General features: G+C 37.0%; 16 protein-coding genes, 5 tRNA genes and 1 other annotated feature. Of the genes, 3 read left to right on the top strand and 18 right to left on the bottom strand.

Translation table 11 applies throughout. From position 1 onward, the window contains the following. Positions 1-14: 14 nt before the first annotated feature. Both NE558_RS05045 and NE558_RS05040 read left to right on the top strand, forming a co-directional pair. A complete protein-coding gene (locus NE558_RS05045) occupies positions 15-923 on the top strand; it encodes a glycyl-radical enzyme activating protein (RefSeq protein ID WP_256148824.1) in 909 nt (302 codons plus the stop codon). 126 nt (positions 924-1,049) lie between these two features. Beyond that, positions 1,050-1,262, top strand: coding sequence for a DUF6485 family protein (locus NE558_RS05040; RefSeq protein WP_256148823.1), 213 nt, complete (start codon positions 1,050-1,052; stop codon positions 1,260-1,262). Positions 1,263-1,405: 143 nt separating this feature from the next. Here the strand turns inward: NE558_RS05040 and NE558_RS05035 are convergent, their stop codons facing one another. Next, positions 1,406-2,413: an HD-GYP domain-containing protein gene (locus NE558_RS05035; RefSeq protein WP_256148822.1), complete on the bottom strand. Its 1,008-nt coding sequence runs from the start codon at positions 2,411-2,413 to the stop codon at positions 1,406-1,408. An 872-nt stretch (positions 2,414-3,285) separates the two neighbouring features. On the opposite strand from NE558_RS05035, the gene NE558_RS05030 reads away from it, so the two are divergent. Continuing rightward, complete coding sequence (locus NE558_RS05030; RefSeq protein WP_256148821.1) at positions 3,286-3,705, top strand: YjdF family protein; 420 nt, start codon at positions 3,286-3,288, stop codon at positions 3,703-3,705. A 200-nt stretch (positions 3,706-3,905) separates the two neighbouring features. Here the strand turns inward: NE558_RS05030 and alr are convergent, their stop codons facing one another. The 17 genes from alr to NE558_RS04945 form a co-directional block, all read right to left on the bottom strand. Further along, positions 3,906-5,048, bottom strand: coding sequence for an alanine racemase (gene alr / locus NE558_RS05025; RefSeq protein ID WP_256148820.1), 1,143 nt, complete (start codon positions 5,046-5,048; stop codon positions 3,906-3,908). Between the two features lie 57 nt (positions 5,049-5,105). Then, positions 5,106-6,539, bottom strand: coding sequence for an alanine/glycine:cation symporter family protein (locus NE558_RS05020; RefSeq protein ID WP_256148819.1), 1,434 nt, complete (start codon positions 6,537-6,539; stop codon positions 5,106-5,108). Between the two features lie 41 nt (positions 6,540-6,580). Continuing rightward, entirely contained in the window at positions 6,581-7,759 is a 1,179-nt protein-coding gene (locus NE558_RS05015; RefSeq protein WP_256148818.1) for a trans-sulfuration enzyme family protein, read from the bottom strand. 79 nt (positions 7,760-7,838) lie between these two features. Beyond that, entirely contained in the window at positions 7,839-8,636 is a 798-nt protein-coding gene (locus NE558_RS05010) for a MerR family transcriptional regulator (protein WP_256148817.1), read from the bottom strand. A 332-nt stretch (positions 8,637-8,968) separates the two neighbouring features. After that, a tRNA-Thr gene (locus NE558_RS05005) sits at positions 8,969-9,041 on the bottom strand. Positions 9,042-9,079: 38 nt separating this feature from the next. Beyond that, positions 9,080-9,784 carry an RNA polymerase sporulation sigma factor SigH gene (gene sigH, locus NE558_RS05000; RefSeq protein WP_256148816.1) on the bottom strand — a complete coding sequence of 235 codons (705 nt, stop codon included), beginning with the start codon at positions 9,782-9,784 and terminating at the stop codon, positions 9,080-9,082. Beyond that, the gene (locus tag NE558_RS04995; RefSeq protein ID WP_256148815.1) at positions 9,754-10,272 is read right to left on the bottom strand and encodes an NYN domain-containing protein; all 519 of its coding nucleotides are present in this window, start codon (positions 10,270-10,272) and stop codon (positions 9,754-9,756) included. Before NE558_RS04995 ends, sigH begins: the two co-directional genes overlap by 31 nt. 115 nt (positions 10,273-10,387) lie before the next feature. After that, positions 10,388-11,152 carry a 23S rRNA (guanosine(2251)-2'-O)-methyltransferase RlmB gene (rlmB, locus tag NE558_RS04990; RefSeq protein ID WP_256148814.1) on the bottom strand — a complete coding sequence of 255 codons (765 nt, stop codon included), beginning with the start codon at positions 11,150-11,152 and terminating at the stop codon, positions 10,388-10,390. Positions 11,153-11,323: 171 nt separating this feature from the next. After that, positions 11,324-11,749, bottom strand: a complete 426-nt coding sequence (locus NE558_RS04985; protein WP_256148813.1) for a Mini-ribonuclease 3 — start codon at positions 11,747-11,749, stop codon at positions 11,324-11,326. Positions 11,750-11,751: 2 nt separating this feature from the next. Next, positions 11,752-13,164 carry a cysteine--tRNA ligase gene (gene cysS, locus NE558_RS04980; protein WP_256148812.1) on the bottom strand — a complete coding sequence of 471 codons (1,413 nt, stop codon included), beginning with the start codon at positions 13,162-13,164 and terminating at the stop codon, positions 11,752-11,754. Between the two features lie 197 nt (positions 13,165-13,361). Beyond that, entirely contained in the window at positions 13,362-13,925 is a 564-nt protein-coding gene (epsC, locus tag NE558_RS04975) for a serine O-acetyltransferase EpsC (RefSeq protein ID WP_334303599.1), read from the bottom strand. A 111-nt stretch (positions 13,926-14,036) separates the two neighbouring features. Continuing rightward, positions 14,037-14,327, bottom strand: a binding site (T-box leader). Positions 14,328-14,332: 5 nt separating this feature from the next. Further along, positions 14,333-14,806, bottom strand: coding sequence for a 2-C-methyl-D-erythritol 2,4-cyclodiphosphate synthase (gene ispF, locus NE558_RS04970; protein ID WP_256148810.1), 474 nt, complete (start codon positions 14,804-14,806; stop codon positions 14,333-14,335). A gap of 140 nt (positions 14,807-14,946) precedes the next feature. Next, positions 14,947-15,579, bottom strand: a complete 633-nt coding sequence (locus NE558_RS04965) for a flavodoxin family protein (RefSeq protein ID WP_256148809.1) — start codon at positions 15,577-15,579, stop codon at positions 14,947-14,949. A 215-nt stretch (positions 15,580-15,794) separates the two neighbouring features. Next, a tRNA-Met gene (locus NE558_RS04960) sits at positions 15,795-15,868 on the bottom strand. 22 nt (positions 15,869-15,890) lie between these two features. After that, positions 15,891-15,963 (bottom strand) — tRNA-Val (locus tag NE558_RS04955). Between the two features lie 5 nt (positions 15,964-15,968). After that, a tRNA-Asp gene (locus NE558_RS04950) sits at positions 15,969-16,042 on the bottom strand. 16 nt (positions 16,043-16,058) lie between these two features. Continuing rightward, positions 16,059-16,132: transfer RNA gene (locus NE558_RS04945), tRNA-Ile, on the bottom strand. Between the last annotated feature and the right edge of the window lie 79 nt (positions 16,133-16,211).

Below are 16,211 nucleotides of genomic sequence, written 5' to 3'. Positions count from 1 at the left end.
AGTAGGAGGTCGTTATGGTGGAATGTACAAACAGTGGTATTGTCATTCAAATGCAGGACTATTCTATACATGATGGCGATGGCGTAAGAACCACTATTTTTCTTGCCGGCTGCAATCTGCGGTGTCAGTGGTGTGCCAACCCCGAATCTTGGACAACAAAAAGCAAATTGGTTTTTTATCGGCATAAATGCATTGGGTGTATGAAATGCGCCAATGTCTGTCCCATGGACCTTGTTCCCTGCAAAATGGAACGGCCTAATGATATCTGCAATGCTTGCGGAAAATGTGTTGCGATTTGTGCACAAAAAGCCTTGGACATTGCTTGCACGGAGAAAAGTGTAGATACACTAGTGAAAAAGATAGAGAGAGATGCACTATTTTTCCGCTATTCAGGCGGAGGGGTTACTTTTTCAGGAGGAGAACCCTTTTTACAGCATAAATTTATGCGGGTCTTATTAAATCAATTTGAGGAATTGGGAATTGACAGCTGGGTGGAGACCTGCGGGCATTTTGATTTCGAAGCAGTGGAAGATCTATTACCTAAATTCAGCCACATTTTTTTCGACCTTAAGCATCTAGATAGCGAAAAACATAAAGAATTCACAGGTTGTGGCAATGAAATCATTTTAGAAAATGCAATAAAAGTCTATCAAACAGGAGTTCCAATGACAATTAGAATTCCTACAATTGTTGAAGTAAACTTAAGTGATGATAATCTGGAAAAAACAGCTCAATTCATAAAGGAAAATTTACCGAAAGCCAATGTGGAGCTTCTTCCTTACCATGGGTTGGGCAAAGCCAAATATATTTCCTTGGGAATAGAAGAAAAGTTTATTGATTTCACTACGCCTACAGCATCCCAAATTCAACATGCCTATGAAATTTTTAAGAAGAACGGCATTGAGATCATTGAATATAGATAAAACAAAAAGGGTTCGGTAAAACGACCCTTTTTTAGTACCATTTCCAGCGCTTTTTTTCTGGACAGTCTGGGCGAAAATATGTATCATAAATGCTATAAGAATGAGAAAACAATAGGAGTTGATATCATGGATACTTTTAATAAAATCTGCACTTGCCAGAACCTTTCATGTCCTTTACATCCAAGTAAACACGATAAAGGTTGTACACCCTGCATTGCTAAAAATCTCAAGCTAAAGGAAATCCCCAGTTGCTTTTTTAACTTGATACCTAATGCAGAAAAAAGAGAGGGTGATACCTTCCAATGCTTTGCCAAAGCAGTAACAGAGCAAGCTCAATAAAAATAGATTTCAAACTTGATAAGCTTCTTTTCAGTATTGTTTAGGTTGCACATTTATTACTCAAAAAGTTAAATAGCCGTATCAAAAAACTCCCTTTTCCTCATTTCAGCATAATACTGATTCGAGAAACAGGGAGCTTTGTTTTATGTTAAAATTTTTAATATCGTTAAATTGAAAACTTCCATTAAATCAATTTCTTCCTTTGTTGCAGTAATCATAACTTTAGGCCTTAGGTAGTGCTTGGGATTTTGTTGCACCACGATTGCCTCTTGCCCATTGGAAAGCTCAACAGAAATTCCCGTAGGATAGGGAGATACATATTCTAAAACCTTTTTAACACAATCGATATCAAACATGATATAACAATTTGACATCAAGTACTCTAGGGCATCCGCCGGATTCATGGCCCTTCTATACACACGATTGGACACCAGCGCATCATATACATCACAAACATGGATAATCTTTGCATAAATATGGATATGCTTGTCTGATAATTGGCGAGGATAACCGCTTCCATCTTCATTTTCATGATGAGATAGTACTGCGTTTTTTACTAAACCAGAAATCATACAATTATCCTTCAGCATATTATAACCTTCTTCAGAATGACAACGCATGATATTCATTTCTTCCTCTGTGAGCTTGCCCTTTTTATTCAAAATGTCCAAACTAATAGATACTTTTCCAATATCGTGAAGCAGTGCCGCTTCTGAAAGATATTTTAATTGGGAATAATTTAACCCCATGCCTATGCCAACAATAACAGATAAGACTGACACATTAATACAATGGATGTAGGTATAATTATCAAAGGCCGCAATATTCACCATATCATATGAGACATCTGATTTTTCCAATAATTCATCCACAATAGAGTGGGCCATCAATCGGCAAGAATCCAAATTTAATAATTTCAGTGCGGCAACTGTATCTCTTTTGGTTTGCTCAGACAGCAATTCTTTTACAACAATTCCGTTGGAAATATCATCATAAATATATAAGCCCACATACCCAAGCAATTCAAGCTTTTTTAGATAAGACTGCTTTAATATGGTATTTGCGTTTAAAAGAATGCTTCCACTGTCGCTATATACAGGGATGGCCAATATTGAATTTTCTTTCACTTTATTTATTGGTAAATATCGCATTGATTTCCACCCATTTACTTTCTCATCTTAGACTTTTCTTTGATAACTCTTTAAGATTTCATAAAATCATAATCACAGTAAATTTAAAATATGATAAAATATAAAACATTATTATATAATAATATAAAATTATAATATAAACATTATTTTAATAGAATTTTAATAATATTTTTTATATTATCTTGATTTTATCTTCCTAGCTCTGAATAACTAATAACTTCTTAGACGAAATCTTTTACTTTTCTAAGTTACAAAATTATATTTGTAACTATAACTCGATAAATAAAATTATATTTTCCAATGAAAAAAGTTTTTTCTTTTCATCTATTTTAACAAATATCAACAAAAAATGCAAATTACATTTTATCATACCAAAGTGTAATTTGCATTTTTGTAACTAAACATTTAATTTATTTCATATAAAGATCTCCATATTCCCAATATGCTGAGTCAAATTCTGATTCCAATAATTTGCCCACTTTCACAACCTTCCAGTTTCCATACTTTACCGAATATTTCAAAACAAAACTCAGGGCACCAATTCTTCACCCCTAATGCTTGTATTAATACTTAAATTCTACAGGATTGGATTTTCCCATTTTTACCTGACTGTGTGAATGGCAAAATGAAAATTTTATTCTTATCGTTTAAATATATTGGTACACAAGAATAAACCAGTAATCTAATTTCGAGGGATTCTAAAGGTGAATCAATATGGTTATTATTTAAAAACGCTCGTCATTATGTTATACTCAAACTGCAAAGATAAAAACACGGTTCGGTTGGTAGTCCGGACGCAGAATAGCCTGTCAGTAACCTGCCTCCTTGGTTGTCCCTTCTTTGTATTTTTTAAACTAAAAGGAGGGAAAGCTATGTTAAAAACCGTATGGAAATTTACTGTATTTTTTGAGGATCCCTTTTGGGTGGGCGTTTATGAGCGTGAAGCCCAAGGAGAGTACCAAGTCTGTAAAATTACGTTTGGTGCAGAGCCAAAGGATTATGAGGTTTATGACTTGCTTCTCAAAAAATGGACCTATCTGCGGTTTTATGCATCTAAGGATGCCCAATGTATTACAGAAAAACCCGTAAATCCTAAGCGTATGCAGCGTGAAATTAAACACCAACTGCAAAGCAAGGGAGTGGGAACAAAGGCACAGCAAGCACTTAAACTTCAACAGGAGCAAGGGAAACAAGAGCGAAGGACCTGCTCCCGAAAGAATAAAGAGGCTGAAAGTGAGAGAAAATTCGAATTGCGGCAAAAAAAGCGCAAGGAGAAACATAAGGGACATTAAGTTTGATGTCATTACTTAAAAAGCGAGGTTATTAACCCTTTCTTTTTTACTATTTCTATTCCAACTAGAAAATGCTCTCTAATAAGTTAATGGCCAGAACTTTATGCATCCCTCTTAGCAACCAAAAATAAGATGCACCTGCTTGTGAAATTTATCTGTTCTTTAAAATAAGCCATGAGAATCACTTCATGGCTTATAAATTATATATATACTTTTGTTGGACGATAGGTAATGTGGCAATAAACCTCTTCTTCCCCACACTTTAAAAATTCTGCCATTGCAGCAAAATCGATTTCCCTTTCCTGATATTGCCCCAATACCACAGCAATATCTCCTGCCTTCACTTCACCGGCTTTGGATATATCAACCACCATTTGATCCATACAAACGCCCCCAATCACAGGGCATGGTATATCATTAACCAAAACAAAACCTTTGCCTGACCCCATGCGCAAAATATCGGAATAACCTATGGTTAATACAGCGACCCTTAAATCTTTATCCGCACAAAATGCTCTACTGTAGCCAATATAATCCCCTTTTTTTACATCACTTACTTTTCCAATACGGCATTTGATCGTTATAATTGGTTTAAAGGCAATGCCTTTATGGTTGTTAATCTTGGGTAATGCCCCGTAAATCAACGTTCCTACTCGCACCATATCCATTTGCATTTCCGGCATATTTACGGTACCGGCAGAATTCAAACAATGTAAAATTCCCAGATAATTATCTTTTGATAACAGTTCATCTGTAATCTTGTTAAATCTTGCAAACTGAAGTTGAGAGTATTCCAAAGACTCTTGGTCATTTTCATAGAAAGTTGCAATGTGAGTAAAGCATCCTGTTACCTCAAATGATTCATTTTTGCAAATTCTCGTAACCTTCTCAATGGCATCATCTAAATTGTCATCATAGCAGCGGATTCCAATCCTGCCCATACCTGTATCAAGTTTTACATGTATTTTCAGCCTTTGTTCTTCTTTCTGCAGAACTTTCTCCAGTTCCAACGCATAATCGTAGGATACTAGGGTTTGGGTGATATTGTATTCCAACAATAAATTTGCATATTCAGGAGGGGTGTACCCCAAAATTAAAATGGGATTTAGAACTCCTCCTTTTCTGATTTGAATTGCTTCCTCTACGTTTGATACTGCAAATTGGATTTCATCGTCTAATGCTGCTAATTCCTTAGCAAGTCTTACATCACCACAATTATACCCATTGGCTTTTAAGACAGCCATTATTTTTACATTTTTGTTTAGTAACTCTTTAATCTTATAAAAATTATATTTTAAGTTCTCAATAGATATTTCAACCCACGCACGTTTTATAAAGTCCATAATGACCTCCCATAAAAAATGCCTTAAGATAACCTCTTAAGGCATTTTAAAATAATATTATTTTGATACTTCATTTTCAATGGTTTCGTAAGAAACTCTTTCAGGATTTTTTCCTGCTTTCAGTTCAGGAATAAAACGGTTCCAGAAGTCATTGTATAATCTGTAAATTTCTTTCCGCTTCGCATAAATGAAGGTTAATGTAATAATTACATACATTGCACTTAAAATATCTGTAAAAGCCCAAAGCATGTCCGCCTTAATATTATAAAATACAAGAGCAGGGATTAAGAAATATACCATGTAAATAGGAGAAAACTTTTTATTCAAATCAGTATCACCAAGGGCATAGTTTACAGACTTAGCACAGCTGTAATACATACCGATAATGGTTGTCCAAGCAAAAACTGAAATCGCACATGCCATGAAATATCCACCAAATCTACCATATGCTACTTTGAATGCTACCGTGGTCAATTGCGCACTGGTGATATCAGGGTAGTCAATATAGGAATTGGTTAAAATGATTGACAATGCAGTTACAGAACAAACAACAATCGTATCCAAGAATACTTCGCCCCAACCCCAAGAGGACTGACGAACAGGGTGGTCTGTCTGAGCTGATGCATGGGCAACAATGCCATAACCGGTACCAGCATCATTGGAGTAAAGCCCACGAGCAATACCATATCTGATAGCATCTCTAACAGAAGCACCAGCGAAACCACCAACACCAGCCATGGGTGTAAAAGCACTTTTAAAAATCAAAGCTACACAACCGGGTACTGCATCAAAATTCATAAGTAAAATTCCAATGCCGGATATTATGTAAGCCAATGCCATAAAAGGAACTACTTTTTCCATAACACTGGAAATTCTCTTTAAACCGCCAGCAATTGTCACAAAGCATGTTATTCCAATTACTACTACAGAGATAATAGGAGGAATCTGAAATGCTTCATACAAAGAGCTTGTTACAGATTCAGTTTGAACAGCATTGGTCCAAGGTCCAAAAATAAATACAAATACCGCTAAGATAATGGAGCCCTTTTTCCATCCAAGGGCATTCTTCATAACAAAGGATCTATCGCAAAGATATTCATCCATGGATTTGTTATATTTAACTCTGTATCTTTGTCCTAAAATAATTTCACATGCCTTTGTACTCATTCCCAAAAGACCGGACATCCACATCCAGAATATTGCTCCGGGTCCACCCATGGTAATCGCTGTTGCTACACCACCAATATTCCCTACACCTATGGTATTGGCCATAGCGGTACAAGCTGCTGCAAAACCTGAAACTGTTCCTTCGCCTTCCCCCGCTTTGAACATTTTCCCAAATGTATTTTTAAAATGAAATTTGATTCTAAAAATGTACGCAAATCTAAACTTAATTGTAAGATAAAGCCCCGTCCCAACCAATGCAACGGTCATGGGTGTGCCCCATAGAAAATCTGAAATTGCCCATAAAACTTGCAAGATACTGTCCATCTTGTAAAATCCCCTCCGATTTTATAAAACTAAATTATGCCTTATAGTGCCTTGTTAAATACCTCTAGAGCTTGGTTTAAATCCTCTATTAGATCCCCCACATCTTCTGCTCCTGTTGAAATACGAATGAGTCCTTCATGAATGCCCATTTTTCTCAACTCCTCCTCTGTAAACTCATTCCGAAAGGCTGTTGCAGGGTGAGCTAATGTTGTTCTAATTCCACCTAGGGTACCTAAATACTTAATCACTTTCAGTCGACGAATGAATTCATCCACTTTTTCTCTGTTGTCCTCTACAGAAAAGCTTATCATGGCACCATATCCATAGGAAAAAATTTGGCTTGCTAATGCATGTTGAGGATGATTTTCCAAGCTGGGATGATAAACACACTGAATGTGAGGATTTTTGCTTAATGCTTCAGCCACAAGAACAGCATTATCCAATTGTGCTCTCATTCTTAATCCCATGGTTTTAATACTTCTTTGTAAAAGCCAAGCTGAGTTTGCATCCAAAGATGCTCCCAGCAATAAGTAACTTTGTTTCAATTTCTTTATAATGTCATTGCTGGCAGTAATTGACCCACCAGTAACATCACTGTGCCCACCAAAGAATTTTGTTAAACTATGAATAACAATGTCTGCTCCAAAATCAAGGGGTTTAATTACAAAAGGTGTAGTAAAGGTACTATCCACAACTACCATTGCACCAAAGGAATGGGAAATTTTGCTGATCTTTTCAATATCAACAACCAGAGTCAGTGGATTTGCAATAATTTCTGTATAGACTATTTTAGTATCATCTTTCATGGCATTTTCAAATTCATCAATATTTGTAAAATCCACTAAAGATACATGAACGCCAAAGCCTTCCAAAATCTCAATTAATTCGATTGTTTCACCATAAATGCTTTTATTGAAAACGGCATGGTCTCCACATTTTAACAAACCTAACAGGGTTGTGGAAATTGCACCCATCCCTGAGGAGCATACTAATGTGCTTTCGCCATTTTCCAAATAGGAAATGGCTTCTGCTAATCCATCTCGATTGGGGTTAGCGGTTCTATTATAAAAATATTTTCCGCCATTATTTGCAAAATCGTAATCCCTAGTATCTTCAATGATATATGCCGAGGAAGGATATATCGCCGGCGTTTCAGGATGAAGCGCCCCTTCTCTATCCTCCGTACCTTTATAAAGGATTTCTGTATTTTCTTTGAACAAGTTATCCACCACTTTCTTAAATAATCATTAATAAAATCGTAATTCTTATACCTACTATAAGGTCAATTATTACTTATTACTAAAGAAGTATCTGGATTTCATATTGAGCATCAGCATAATCCACTAAGTTATCTTCAAACTCCATAGCAAGAACCAGCTTGGGTTTTGGCTTATTTTCAAAATATTTGGTAAGCATATCAATATCCCAATTTTCAGACAATGCTTGTGTTTGAAAACATAAATATTCTCCTGCAGGAATTACATCATACATTGTTTGCTCTAAATCTGGCTTTCCTCTAAAATAAACAAAATATTCTCTGGGATAAAACTCTTTCTTAAATAGCGCATCCAAATCTATCTTATATCCATATTGCCTCCTAAACTTTGTTTGAGTGTATTCGTTTTTGCTCTTTGCCGCCGCCAAGCGTATTTCCATTTGAGCCAATTGCTCTTTATAATAGCAAGGAACACTTAAAATATAACGTTCCTCCTTTTGAATTTTATATAAATTATCCAGGTTTTCACCTTTGTTCATATAAGTAAAATAGTCGATATACCATTCGATGTCCTTAATTCGCTCTTCCATTTCTTTTAGCTCCTGTAAGGCATCCTCTTTCTTTTTCCTCAAATAAGGCAGCAGTAAATCAACACTGCCACTGTGAATAATTTTTCTTATATCCTCCAGGGGCATCCCAAAACTTTGAAGATATCTTATTCGATCAAGAAAGTGAAATTGTTGGTAATAATAATAGCGATACCCTGTGTTTTCATCGGTAAATCCCGGAGAAAGCAGACCAATTTTATCATAATAACGTAATGTTTGTGTGGAAATTCCCAATAAGGCCGCAGTTTCTCCAATTGTATATTTCTTTTTCAAAATTTCACCTCATAACTTCTTATAAATAAATAATTATTATACCCTTTATCAAAAGATTAATTTAATAGAGCCATCCAGACATAGGCTGTTTTTTGATGTCTCAATGTTTAAGTCAAAAGACATTACTTATTCAATGTAAAATACCTCATTTATTATAACAGTTCACTACACATAAGAAAGCAATTTCTTTTTCAAAATATTATGCGATTTCAATATACCCCTATGATTGAAAAAATAGGCAACTCAATTTCTATTACTACAAAGTGTATAAATGAAGGTTTAAAGAATTCCGCACGCAAAAAAATAACCCCCGATTTACGGGGGTTCTAGACAGCTGATAACGGGATTCGAACCCGTGACCTCCGCCTTACCAAGGCGACGCTCTACCTACTGAGCCATATCAGCATAGCCACGAAAAATATTTCGTCAGCCTGTATATATTATCACATAGTCTTTGTTTCGTCAAGACTATTTTGTTCCAAAAAACGCTCCATTTTCTTTTTTACCCTTTGCAGTGCATTATCAATTGATTTCTCATTCTTCTTCAAGCTTTTAGCAATTTCGAAATAACTTCTGCCTTGCAAATAGAGGGCTAATACCTTAGTTTCAAAACCACTTAAATTTTTCACCATTTGCGATTCAATAAAATCCTTATTTTCTTGGCCAATAAATAATGCTTCAGGATTTAACAATTCCCCTTCTTGCAATAAATCAATATAGGTCTGATCTGAATCATCGTCAAAAACTGGTTTATTCAAAGATATATAAGAATTCAGAGGTTGATGCTTGAATCTCGTTGCAGCCTTAATTGCCGTAATCATCTGGCGATTCACGCATAATTCAGCAAAGCCACAGAAGGACGTATTGCGTTCCACATTAAAATCACGAACGGCTTTATATAGGCCAATCATCCCTTCTTGAATAATATCCTCACTATCTGCTCCAATCAAAAAATATGCCCTTGACCTTGCTTTCACTAAAGGCTTGAATTTGTCCATTAAATATTCTTCTGCTTGTGAATTCCCTTGTTGCGCCATTGTTACAACATCTTCATCTTTAAATGCCCCAAATCTAATCTTGCTCGTCTCCGGGGCTTGATCCGCGCCTTTCCCTTCTTCTACTTTGTTCTCCGCAACGCTTCTATCCATTCCAACGCCTCCCGGTCAAGATGATCTGCTAGCAAATTATTTTTGGGCGGTCTATTTTCAATAAACCGCTCCCTTAAATAATCTGTTTCTGCTTGTATTTCCTTTCTTAGCTCTTTTGCCGTCATTCTTGTGGCACCTTGCCCGTAGATAATGAGCTGCTCAAGTCCATCTCCAGTGGCCACCCGAACTCTATAATGCTTTGGCATGGCTGTAACTACTCTTTCGATATAATGATCTGCCGTTTCCGCCTCTTTGGTATAAACAACAAATATATTCTGATATGGATTCACAGACCCAATATTCCCTTTCACTAAATAACCATCAAAAACTAAGATAATGGTTGTGTTTTTTACACCTTTATAATTCGAGAGGATGTCCATAAGCTTTTGCCTCGCGCTTTCTAAGCTTACATCTCGAGCTAACTCTTTTAGATCATCCCAAGCATGAATAATATTGTAGCCATCAACCAATAAAAATTCCTTATGCAAAAGCGCCCCCTCCATTCTGTAGTGATATACACAATAGAGTAACATATTTTGTCGCAATTTGCAAAACCACTATTTGCACTTTATTTTTTTTATTTGAAAATAAGAATATCTATCTTTATTCCTTAGTAAATTTTCTTTGTCGTACAACTTCATACATTAAAAGACCTGCTGCAACAGATGCATTTAACGAGGAAATCTGCCCATACATGGGAATAGAGGCAGTAAAATCGCAATTTTCCCGAACCAGACGACTTACGCCTTCCCCCTCACTACCAATTACCAAAGCTAAAGGCCCCTTCATATTGGTATCATAATGATCTAAGCCTTTCATGTCGGCACAGGCAATCCACAGGCCTTCTTTTTTCAGCTTTTCCATAGTCTTGACAATATTGGTTACTCTGGCTACAGGGATGTATTCCATGGCACCTGCGGAGGTCTTACCTACTGTAGCATTTAACCCTACGGAACGGCGTTTTGGAATAATTACACCATGTACTCCTGCACATTCTGCCGTACGCAAAATTGCCCCTAAATTGTGTGGATCTGTAATACCATCCAATAACAAAATAAAAGGATCCTCCTGTTTCTTTCTGGCAACCGCCAAAATATCCTCAACCTCAACATATTCATGAGCTGAAACCAATGCAATAATACCTTGATGATTTTTGGTTTGAGAAAGCTCGTCCAGCTTCTGACGGCTTACCTCCTGAATCACTACGCCTTTTTCTGTTGCCATAGCAATAATACGCTTTACGGTACCTTCTAGATTTCCCTTTAATACTAGAAGCTTTTCCATATCTCTGCCGCTTTTTAATACTTCTAGCACAGCATTTCTGCCTTCTACTTGGTTTTCGTTAATTTCTCTTTCTTTTTTATCCACAAAAATGCCTCCATTTTTTCTAAGCCAATTAGCCAATTACCTATATTAATTGTAAAAGACAAACTATTTTTACAACACATGGGAATTCCTAGTCAACCCACAAACCACATCACAATGTTATAGAAAGCCGAAGGAACAGGTTTCTCTCCCTCCTTCGGCTCATCTTTCGTCCTATTTTTCTATTATATCCGCCATGCCCAAAGAAAACAAGCTTATTGCCCGTTGTTTTTCACCTTTTAAATACAAATATCCGAATAATGCCTCAAGACCTGTGGCATGACGATAATCCATTAAATCTGCATTTTTGGGTGTGGTGAAAGACTTTGCATTACGTCCCCGGCGAAAAACAGAAGCTTCCTCCTCTGTTAATTCCTCAGCAATGCGGAAATACATGTGGGCTTGTGCCTTGGCATTGACTAAGTCTTTTGCTTTTTTGTGTAAACGGTTAACCGGTGCATTGCCGTCTGTCAATACCGTCAATCTTACAAACATCTCATAAACTGCATCCCCTATATAGGCTAGACCCAGCGGAGACATTCCTTTGGGGTCAACCTTCCCTGTACCATCTATAATTAAATCAAGTTCTTGTAAATCCATATTTAACCTCTAAACCACTGCACACCCTGACGAGTATCCTTTATGGTAATTCCCATAGCTGTTAATTCTTCTCTAATTGCATCGGCTGCAGCAAAGTCTTTCGCTTTCTTGGCATCATTTCTTTTTGCAATCAATGCTTCAATCTTCTCTGTTTCTTCATCTGAAATGCTATCTTCACTTAACTCAGCAACTCCCAATACACCACATAAGTGATCAAGCATATTCTGGATTTTTGAAGCATATTCTTTGGAAGCACCTGCTTTTACAGCAATATTGCTAAAACGAACCAATTCATAAATTACAGAAATGGCATCGGCAGTATTAAAGTCATCATCCATGGCAGCTTCAAATTGCTCTTTATAGCTTTCTAAATCCTTCACTTGGCTCTTTTCCTCTTGGCTCATGGCTCCCATAGGGGCATTTTCGATAAAGAAGGCAAGCTCTTTTCTGGCGTTTTTAATGCGTTCCAGACCATTCTGGCAGGCCTGCATTAAATCACGGCTGAAGTTGATAGGGCTTCTATAATGGCCATTTAAAATAAAGAAACGGATTACTTCATAAGGGAACTGTGCAGCGATATCTCTTACTGTAAAAAAGTTACCTAATGACTTAGACATTTTCTCGTTGTCTACAGTGATAAAGCCATTATGCAGCCAATATTTTGCAAATTGGCAACCATTGCATGCTTCACTCTGGGCGATTTCATTTTCATGATGAGGGAAAACCAAATCCTCACCACCAGCATGAATATCAATGTGCTCTCCTAAATGATGCTTTGCCATAACAGAGCATTCAATGTGCCAACCCGGTCTGCCTTCTCCCCAAGGAGAGTTCCAACTGGGCTCACCTTCTTTTTTAGGTTTCCAAAGAACAAAATCTGTAGGATTTTTCTTGGCATCATCAACTGAAACACGTTCGCTGCCACCAGCAATCAGTTCATCCAAATTTTTACGGGACAATTTTCCGTATTCAGGAAATTTCTTTGTATCATAGTAAACAGTTCCCTTATCTTCATAAGCAAAGCCCTTATCTATTAGGTCTTTGACCATTTCGATAATTAAGTCCATTTCCTCTGTTACACGAGGGTGCACAGTAGCTCTCTTTACATTCAAACCATCAGCATCATGAAAAGCTTCTTGAATATATCGATTGGATATTTCCTGCATAGTACTGTTTTCTTTATTTGCACGGTTAATGATTTTATCATCTACATCCGTAAAGTTCTGTACATATGTTACTTCATAGCCCTTATACTCCAAATAACGTCTTACGGTGTCAAAAACAACATAAGGACGTGCATTGCCGATATGAATATAATCATACACTGTAGGACCACAAACATACATTTTTACTTTGCCTTCCTCCATGGGGACAAATTCTTCCTTTTGTCTGGTTAGGGTATTATAAACCTTCATATGTGATTCATCCTTTCTAGTCATTTATTTCGAAATATAAATATCTTTAAGAACATTTTCTTTACAAAGCACTTCTCTTTAAGCTCTCTTCCATGAAAAACGATTACAGAAAAGATTCCATGAAAAGATTAACTCTATTTGCAATTATATCATATATTCTTAAAAAATACTTATATTTTCCACCGGAATATAAAGATTTATACCGCTCTTCTTTTGCATCCTGTTAACTCCTCAGGAGCAACGGGTGAAATGCGCATGCCGTCTTTTCTAACCACCATAACTGGTGATCCAACTGCTGTTACATTTTCGGGGATATCTTGAATCACCACAGATCCTGCACCAATTTTTGAATTTTTGCCAATTGTAACAGGACCCAAAACAATGGTACCAGCTCCAATCATAACATTGTCTTCCACAGTAGGATGACGCTTATTTTTATCTTTTCCTGTACCACCCAAAGTCACTCCATGATACAGCATTACATTATCCCCAATTTCTGCTGTTTCGCCAATAACAATGCCCATACCATGGTCAATAAAAAAATTCTTGCCAATGGTTGCACCAGGATGAATTTCAATTCCCGTTATGAAACGGGAGAATTGCGAAACCAATCTTGCTAAGAAGAATTTATTTTTCTTGTAAAGTTTATGGGCAATACGGTGATTAATTACAGCCCAGAAACTGGGATATAAAAAAACCTCAATACTGCTTTTAATTGCAGGGTCTTTTTCTTTAATAACTCTGATTGCATCCTTTAACATAATCATTCCTCCTATTTTTAAGATAACCTCATTCACATAGCAATCTTGCATCTAATAATTCCATTTGTTCGGTGGAATTATCCTTAAATAAAAAAGCTTCGTCTTTATACAAATAAAGACGAAGCTATATATTCTCCGCGGTTCCACTTTAATTAGATGGCCAACACCATCCCTCTTTTAGACTGTAACGTTGTCACCGGATACAGACTACTAAAATTTCGCCTGTTCAGTTCAGGAACGCACTTCATTCTCCCCCACCTATAAGCGACTCCCACCCAAGTATCTCAAGATGTTGACAGATAAAACCATGTAAACATGATTTCAAATCTCACCACCTTTCACCAAGGTCGCCATTCTCTGTTAGGCAAGAAAAGAATTACTCTTTTCCATCATAACCTTTTTCTTATTCAATTTTCCTGTAAAAGGCAAACTGCTGTAGCGGCAATGCCCTCGCCTGCACCTGTAAAACCCAAGCCTTCTTCTGTTGTTGCTTTCACATTTACTTGACTACCCTTAATATCCAGAGTTTTTGCAATCATCTGGCACATTTCAGGTATAAATGGTGCCAACTTAGGCTTCTGAGCTATAATTGTTGCATCGATGTTAATTATACAATATCCTTTTTCAGAAATCAAGTATAAAACTCTGGAAAGCAACTTTAAGCTATCAGCACCTTTATACTCTTCCTTCGTATCGGGAAAATGTCTTCCAATATCCCCCAGTGCTGCCGCCCCCAGCAGTGCATCCATAATAGCATGCACTAAAACGTCGGCATCTGAATGCCCTAAAAGACCTTTTTCAAAAGGAATTTCAACTCCACCAAGAATCAGTTTGCGATTCTCAACCAATTTGTGCACATCATATCCAGAGCCAATCCGCATTTTCTTACCTCTCTTTTAATATATGCTTGGATGTAAAAAATTCTACTATCCCACGTATTTTTTTATTCTATGCACCCCTACTATACCCTGACCTTATCATTCTGTCAACAATATGAAAAAATTATTTGGATTAGCCTTCATTATCGAATGAAATTTGTTCTCTGTGTCCGTTCAACCTCAGGCATTGGAATTCCACTATTCTTACCAGCCTCAATATTCTTTAACATCCATGCCATATTTACGCCAATATTTCTCATTGTCTGCAGTCCCTCTGCGTCTTGCTTAACTTCATCGGGAGAATTACCATGCACCATATTCCAATAACTTGAAGCTACTATTGGCATCATTGCTATGGTAAAATATTTATTAATTACGTCAAATGATGCTGTAGTTCCACCTCTTCTGGCAGAAACAACTGCGGCTGCTGGTTTAAAGTTAAATGGATGTTTTGCGGCAGTGGTTGAACAGTAAAATACTCTATCTAAAAAAGAGAGCACACGACCACTGGGATGAGCATAGTATACAGGAGAACCAAAAATAAAGCCATCTGCCTCTTGAGCCATCTCTACAAATCTATTTACGTCATCATCGTTAAAAATACATTTTCCTTCGTGGCACTTGCCACATCCAATACAATCTCTAATAGGTTTTGGGCCCAGTTGAAAAATTTCATAGTCAATTCCTTGTTTCTCCAAAGCCATGCCCACCTCAGTCAATGCTGTAAATGTACAACCTTTTAAGTTTGAGCTTCCGTTAACCATTAATACCTTCATGCTTCAAGCCTCCTTATTTCATTGTATTGTTTCTAACATAAATAATTACTTATGACACCAATTTTCATATCATTACCATTGTTACATATAAAAGCTGAATTATAATTTCTTATTATACTATTAAAATACATGGTTATATAATAACCTTAAGTTTGATTCATTGCTGAAAGTATAAATATAAAAAAACATCCTTCTTTCAGGATGCAAATAAGACATAGCGGAGGAGGGATTTGAACCCCCGACACTGCGGGTATGAACCGCATGCTCTAGCCAACTGAGCTACTCCGCCACATATTAATTTAGTAGAAAAATGGGAGTTACAGGGCTCGAACCTGTGACCCTCTGCTTGTAAGGCAGATGCTCTCCCAGCTGAGCTAAACTCCCATAAACGACTCAGAAGGGGCTCGAACCCTCGACCTCCGGCGTGACAGGCCGGCGCTCTAACCAACTGAGCTACTAAGCCATATTTAATTGTAAAATGGGTCTTCAGGGACTTGAACCCGGGACCGTCCGGTTATGAGCCGGATGCTCTAACCAACTGAGCTAAAGACCCAAATACTGTGCTCAGTTAAAAAATTTAAGCCGATGATCGGACTCGAACCGATAACCTGCTGATTACAAGTCAGCTGCTC

The organism is Anaerotignum propionicum, assembly GCF_024461735.1.
Taxonomy (GTDB): Bacteria; Bacillota; Clostridia; order Lachnospirales; family Anaerotignaceae; genus Chakrabartyella.
This window is presented reverse-complemented; position numbering and strand designations above follow the sequence as displayed.

Coding starts and splice junctions, on each gene's coding strand:
- sigH (WP_256148816.1), bottom strand. CDS start 9,784: ATGGATAGAAGCGTTGCGGAGAACAAAGTAGAAGAAGGGAAAGGCGCG.
- NE558_RS05045 (WP_256148824.1), top strand. CDS start 15: ATGGTGGAATGTACAAACAGTGGTATTGTCATTCAAATGCAGGACTAT.
- alr (WP_256148820.1), bottom strand. CDS start 5,048: ATGGACTTTATAAAACGTGCGTGGGTTGAAATATCTATTGAGAACTTA.
- NE558_RS05035 (WP_256148822.1), bottom strand. CDS start 2,413: ATGCGATATTTACCAATAAATAAAGTGAAAGAAAATTCAATATTGGCC.
- cysS (WP_256148812.1), bottom strand. CDS start 13,164: ATGAAGGTTTATAATACCCTAACCAGACAAAAGGAAGAATTTGTCCCC.
- NE558_RS05030 (WP_256148821.1), top strand. CDS start 3,286: ATGTTAAAAACCGTATGGAAATTTACTGTATTTTTTGAGGATCCCTTT.
- epsC (WP_334303599.1), bottom strand. CDS start 13,925: ATGTTAAAGGATGCAATCAGAGTTATTAAAGAAAAAGACCCTGCAATT.
- NE558_RS04965 (WP_256148809.1), bottom strand. CDS start 15,579: ATGAAGGTATTAATGGTTAACGGAAGCTCAAACTTAAAAGGTTGTACA.
- NE558_RS04985 (WP_256148813.1), bottom strand. CDS start 11,749: ATGGATTTACAAGAACTTGATTTAATTATAGATGGTACAGGGAAGGTT.
- NE558_RS05020 (WP_256148819.1), bottom strand. CDS start 6,539: ATGGACAGTATCTTGCAAGTTTTATGGGCAATTTCAGATTTTCTATGG.
- NE558_RS05040 (WP_256148823.1), top strand. CDS start 1,050: ATGGATACTTTTAATAAAATCTGCACTTGCCAGAACCTTTCATGTCCT.
- ispF (WP_256148810.1), bottom strand. CDS start 14,806: ATGCGGATTGGCTCTGGATATGATGTGCACAAATTGGTTGAGAATCGC.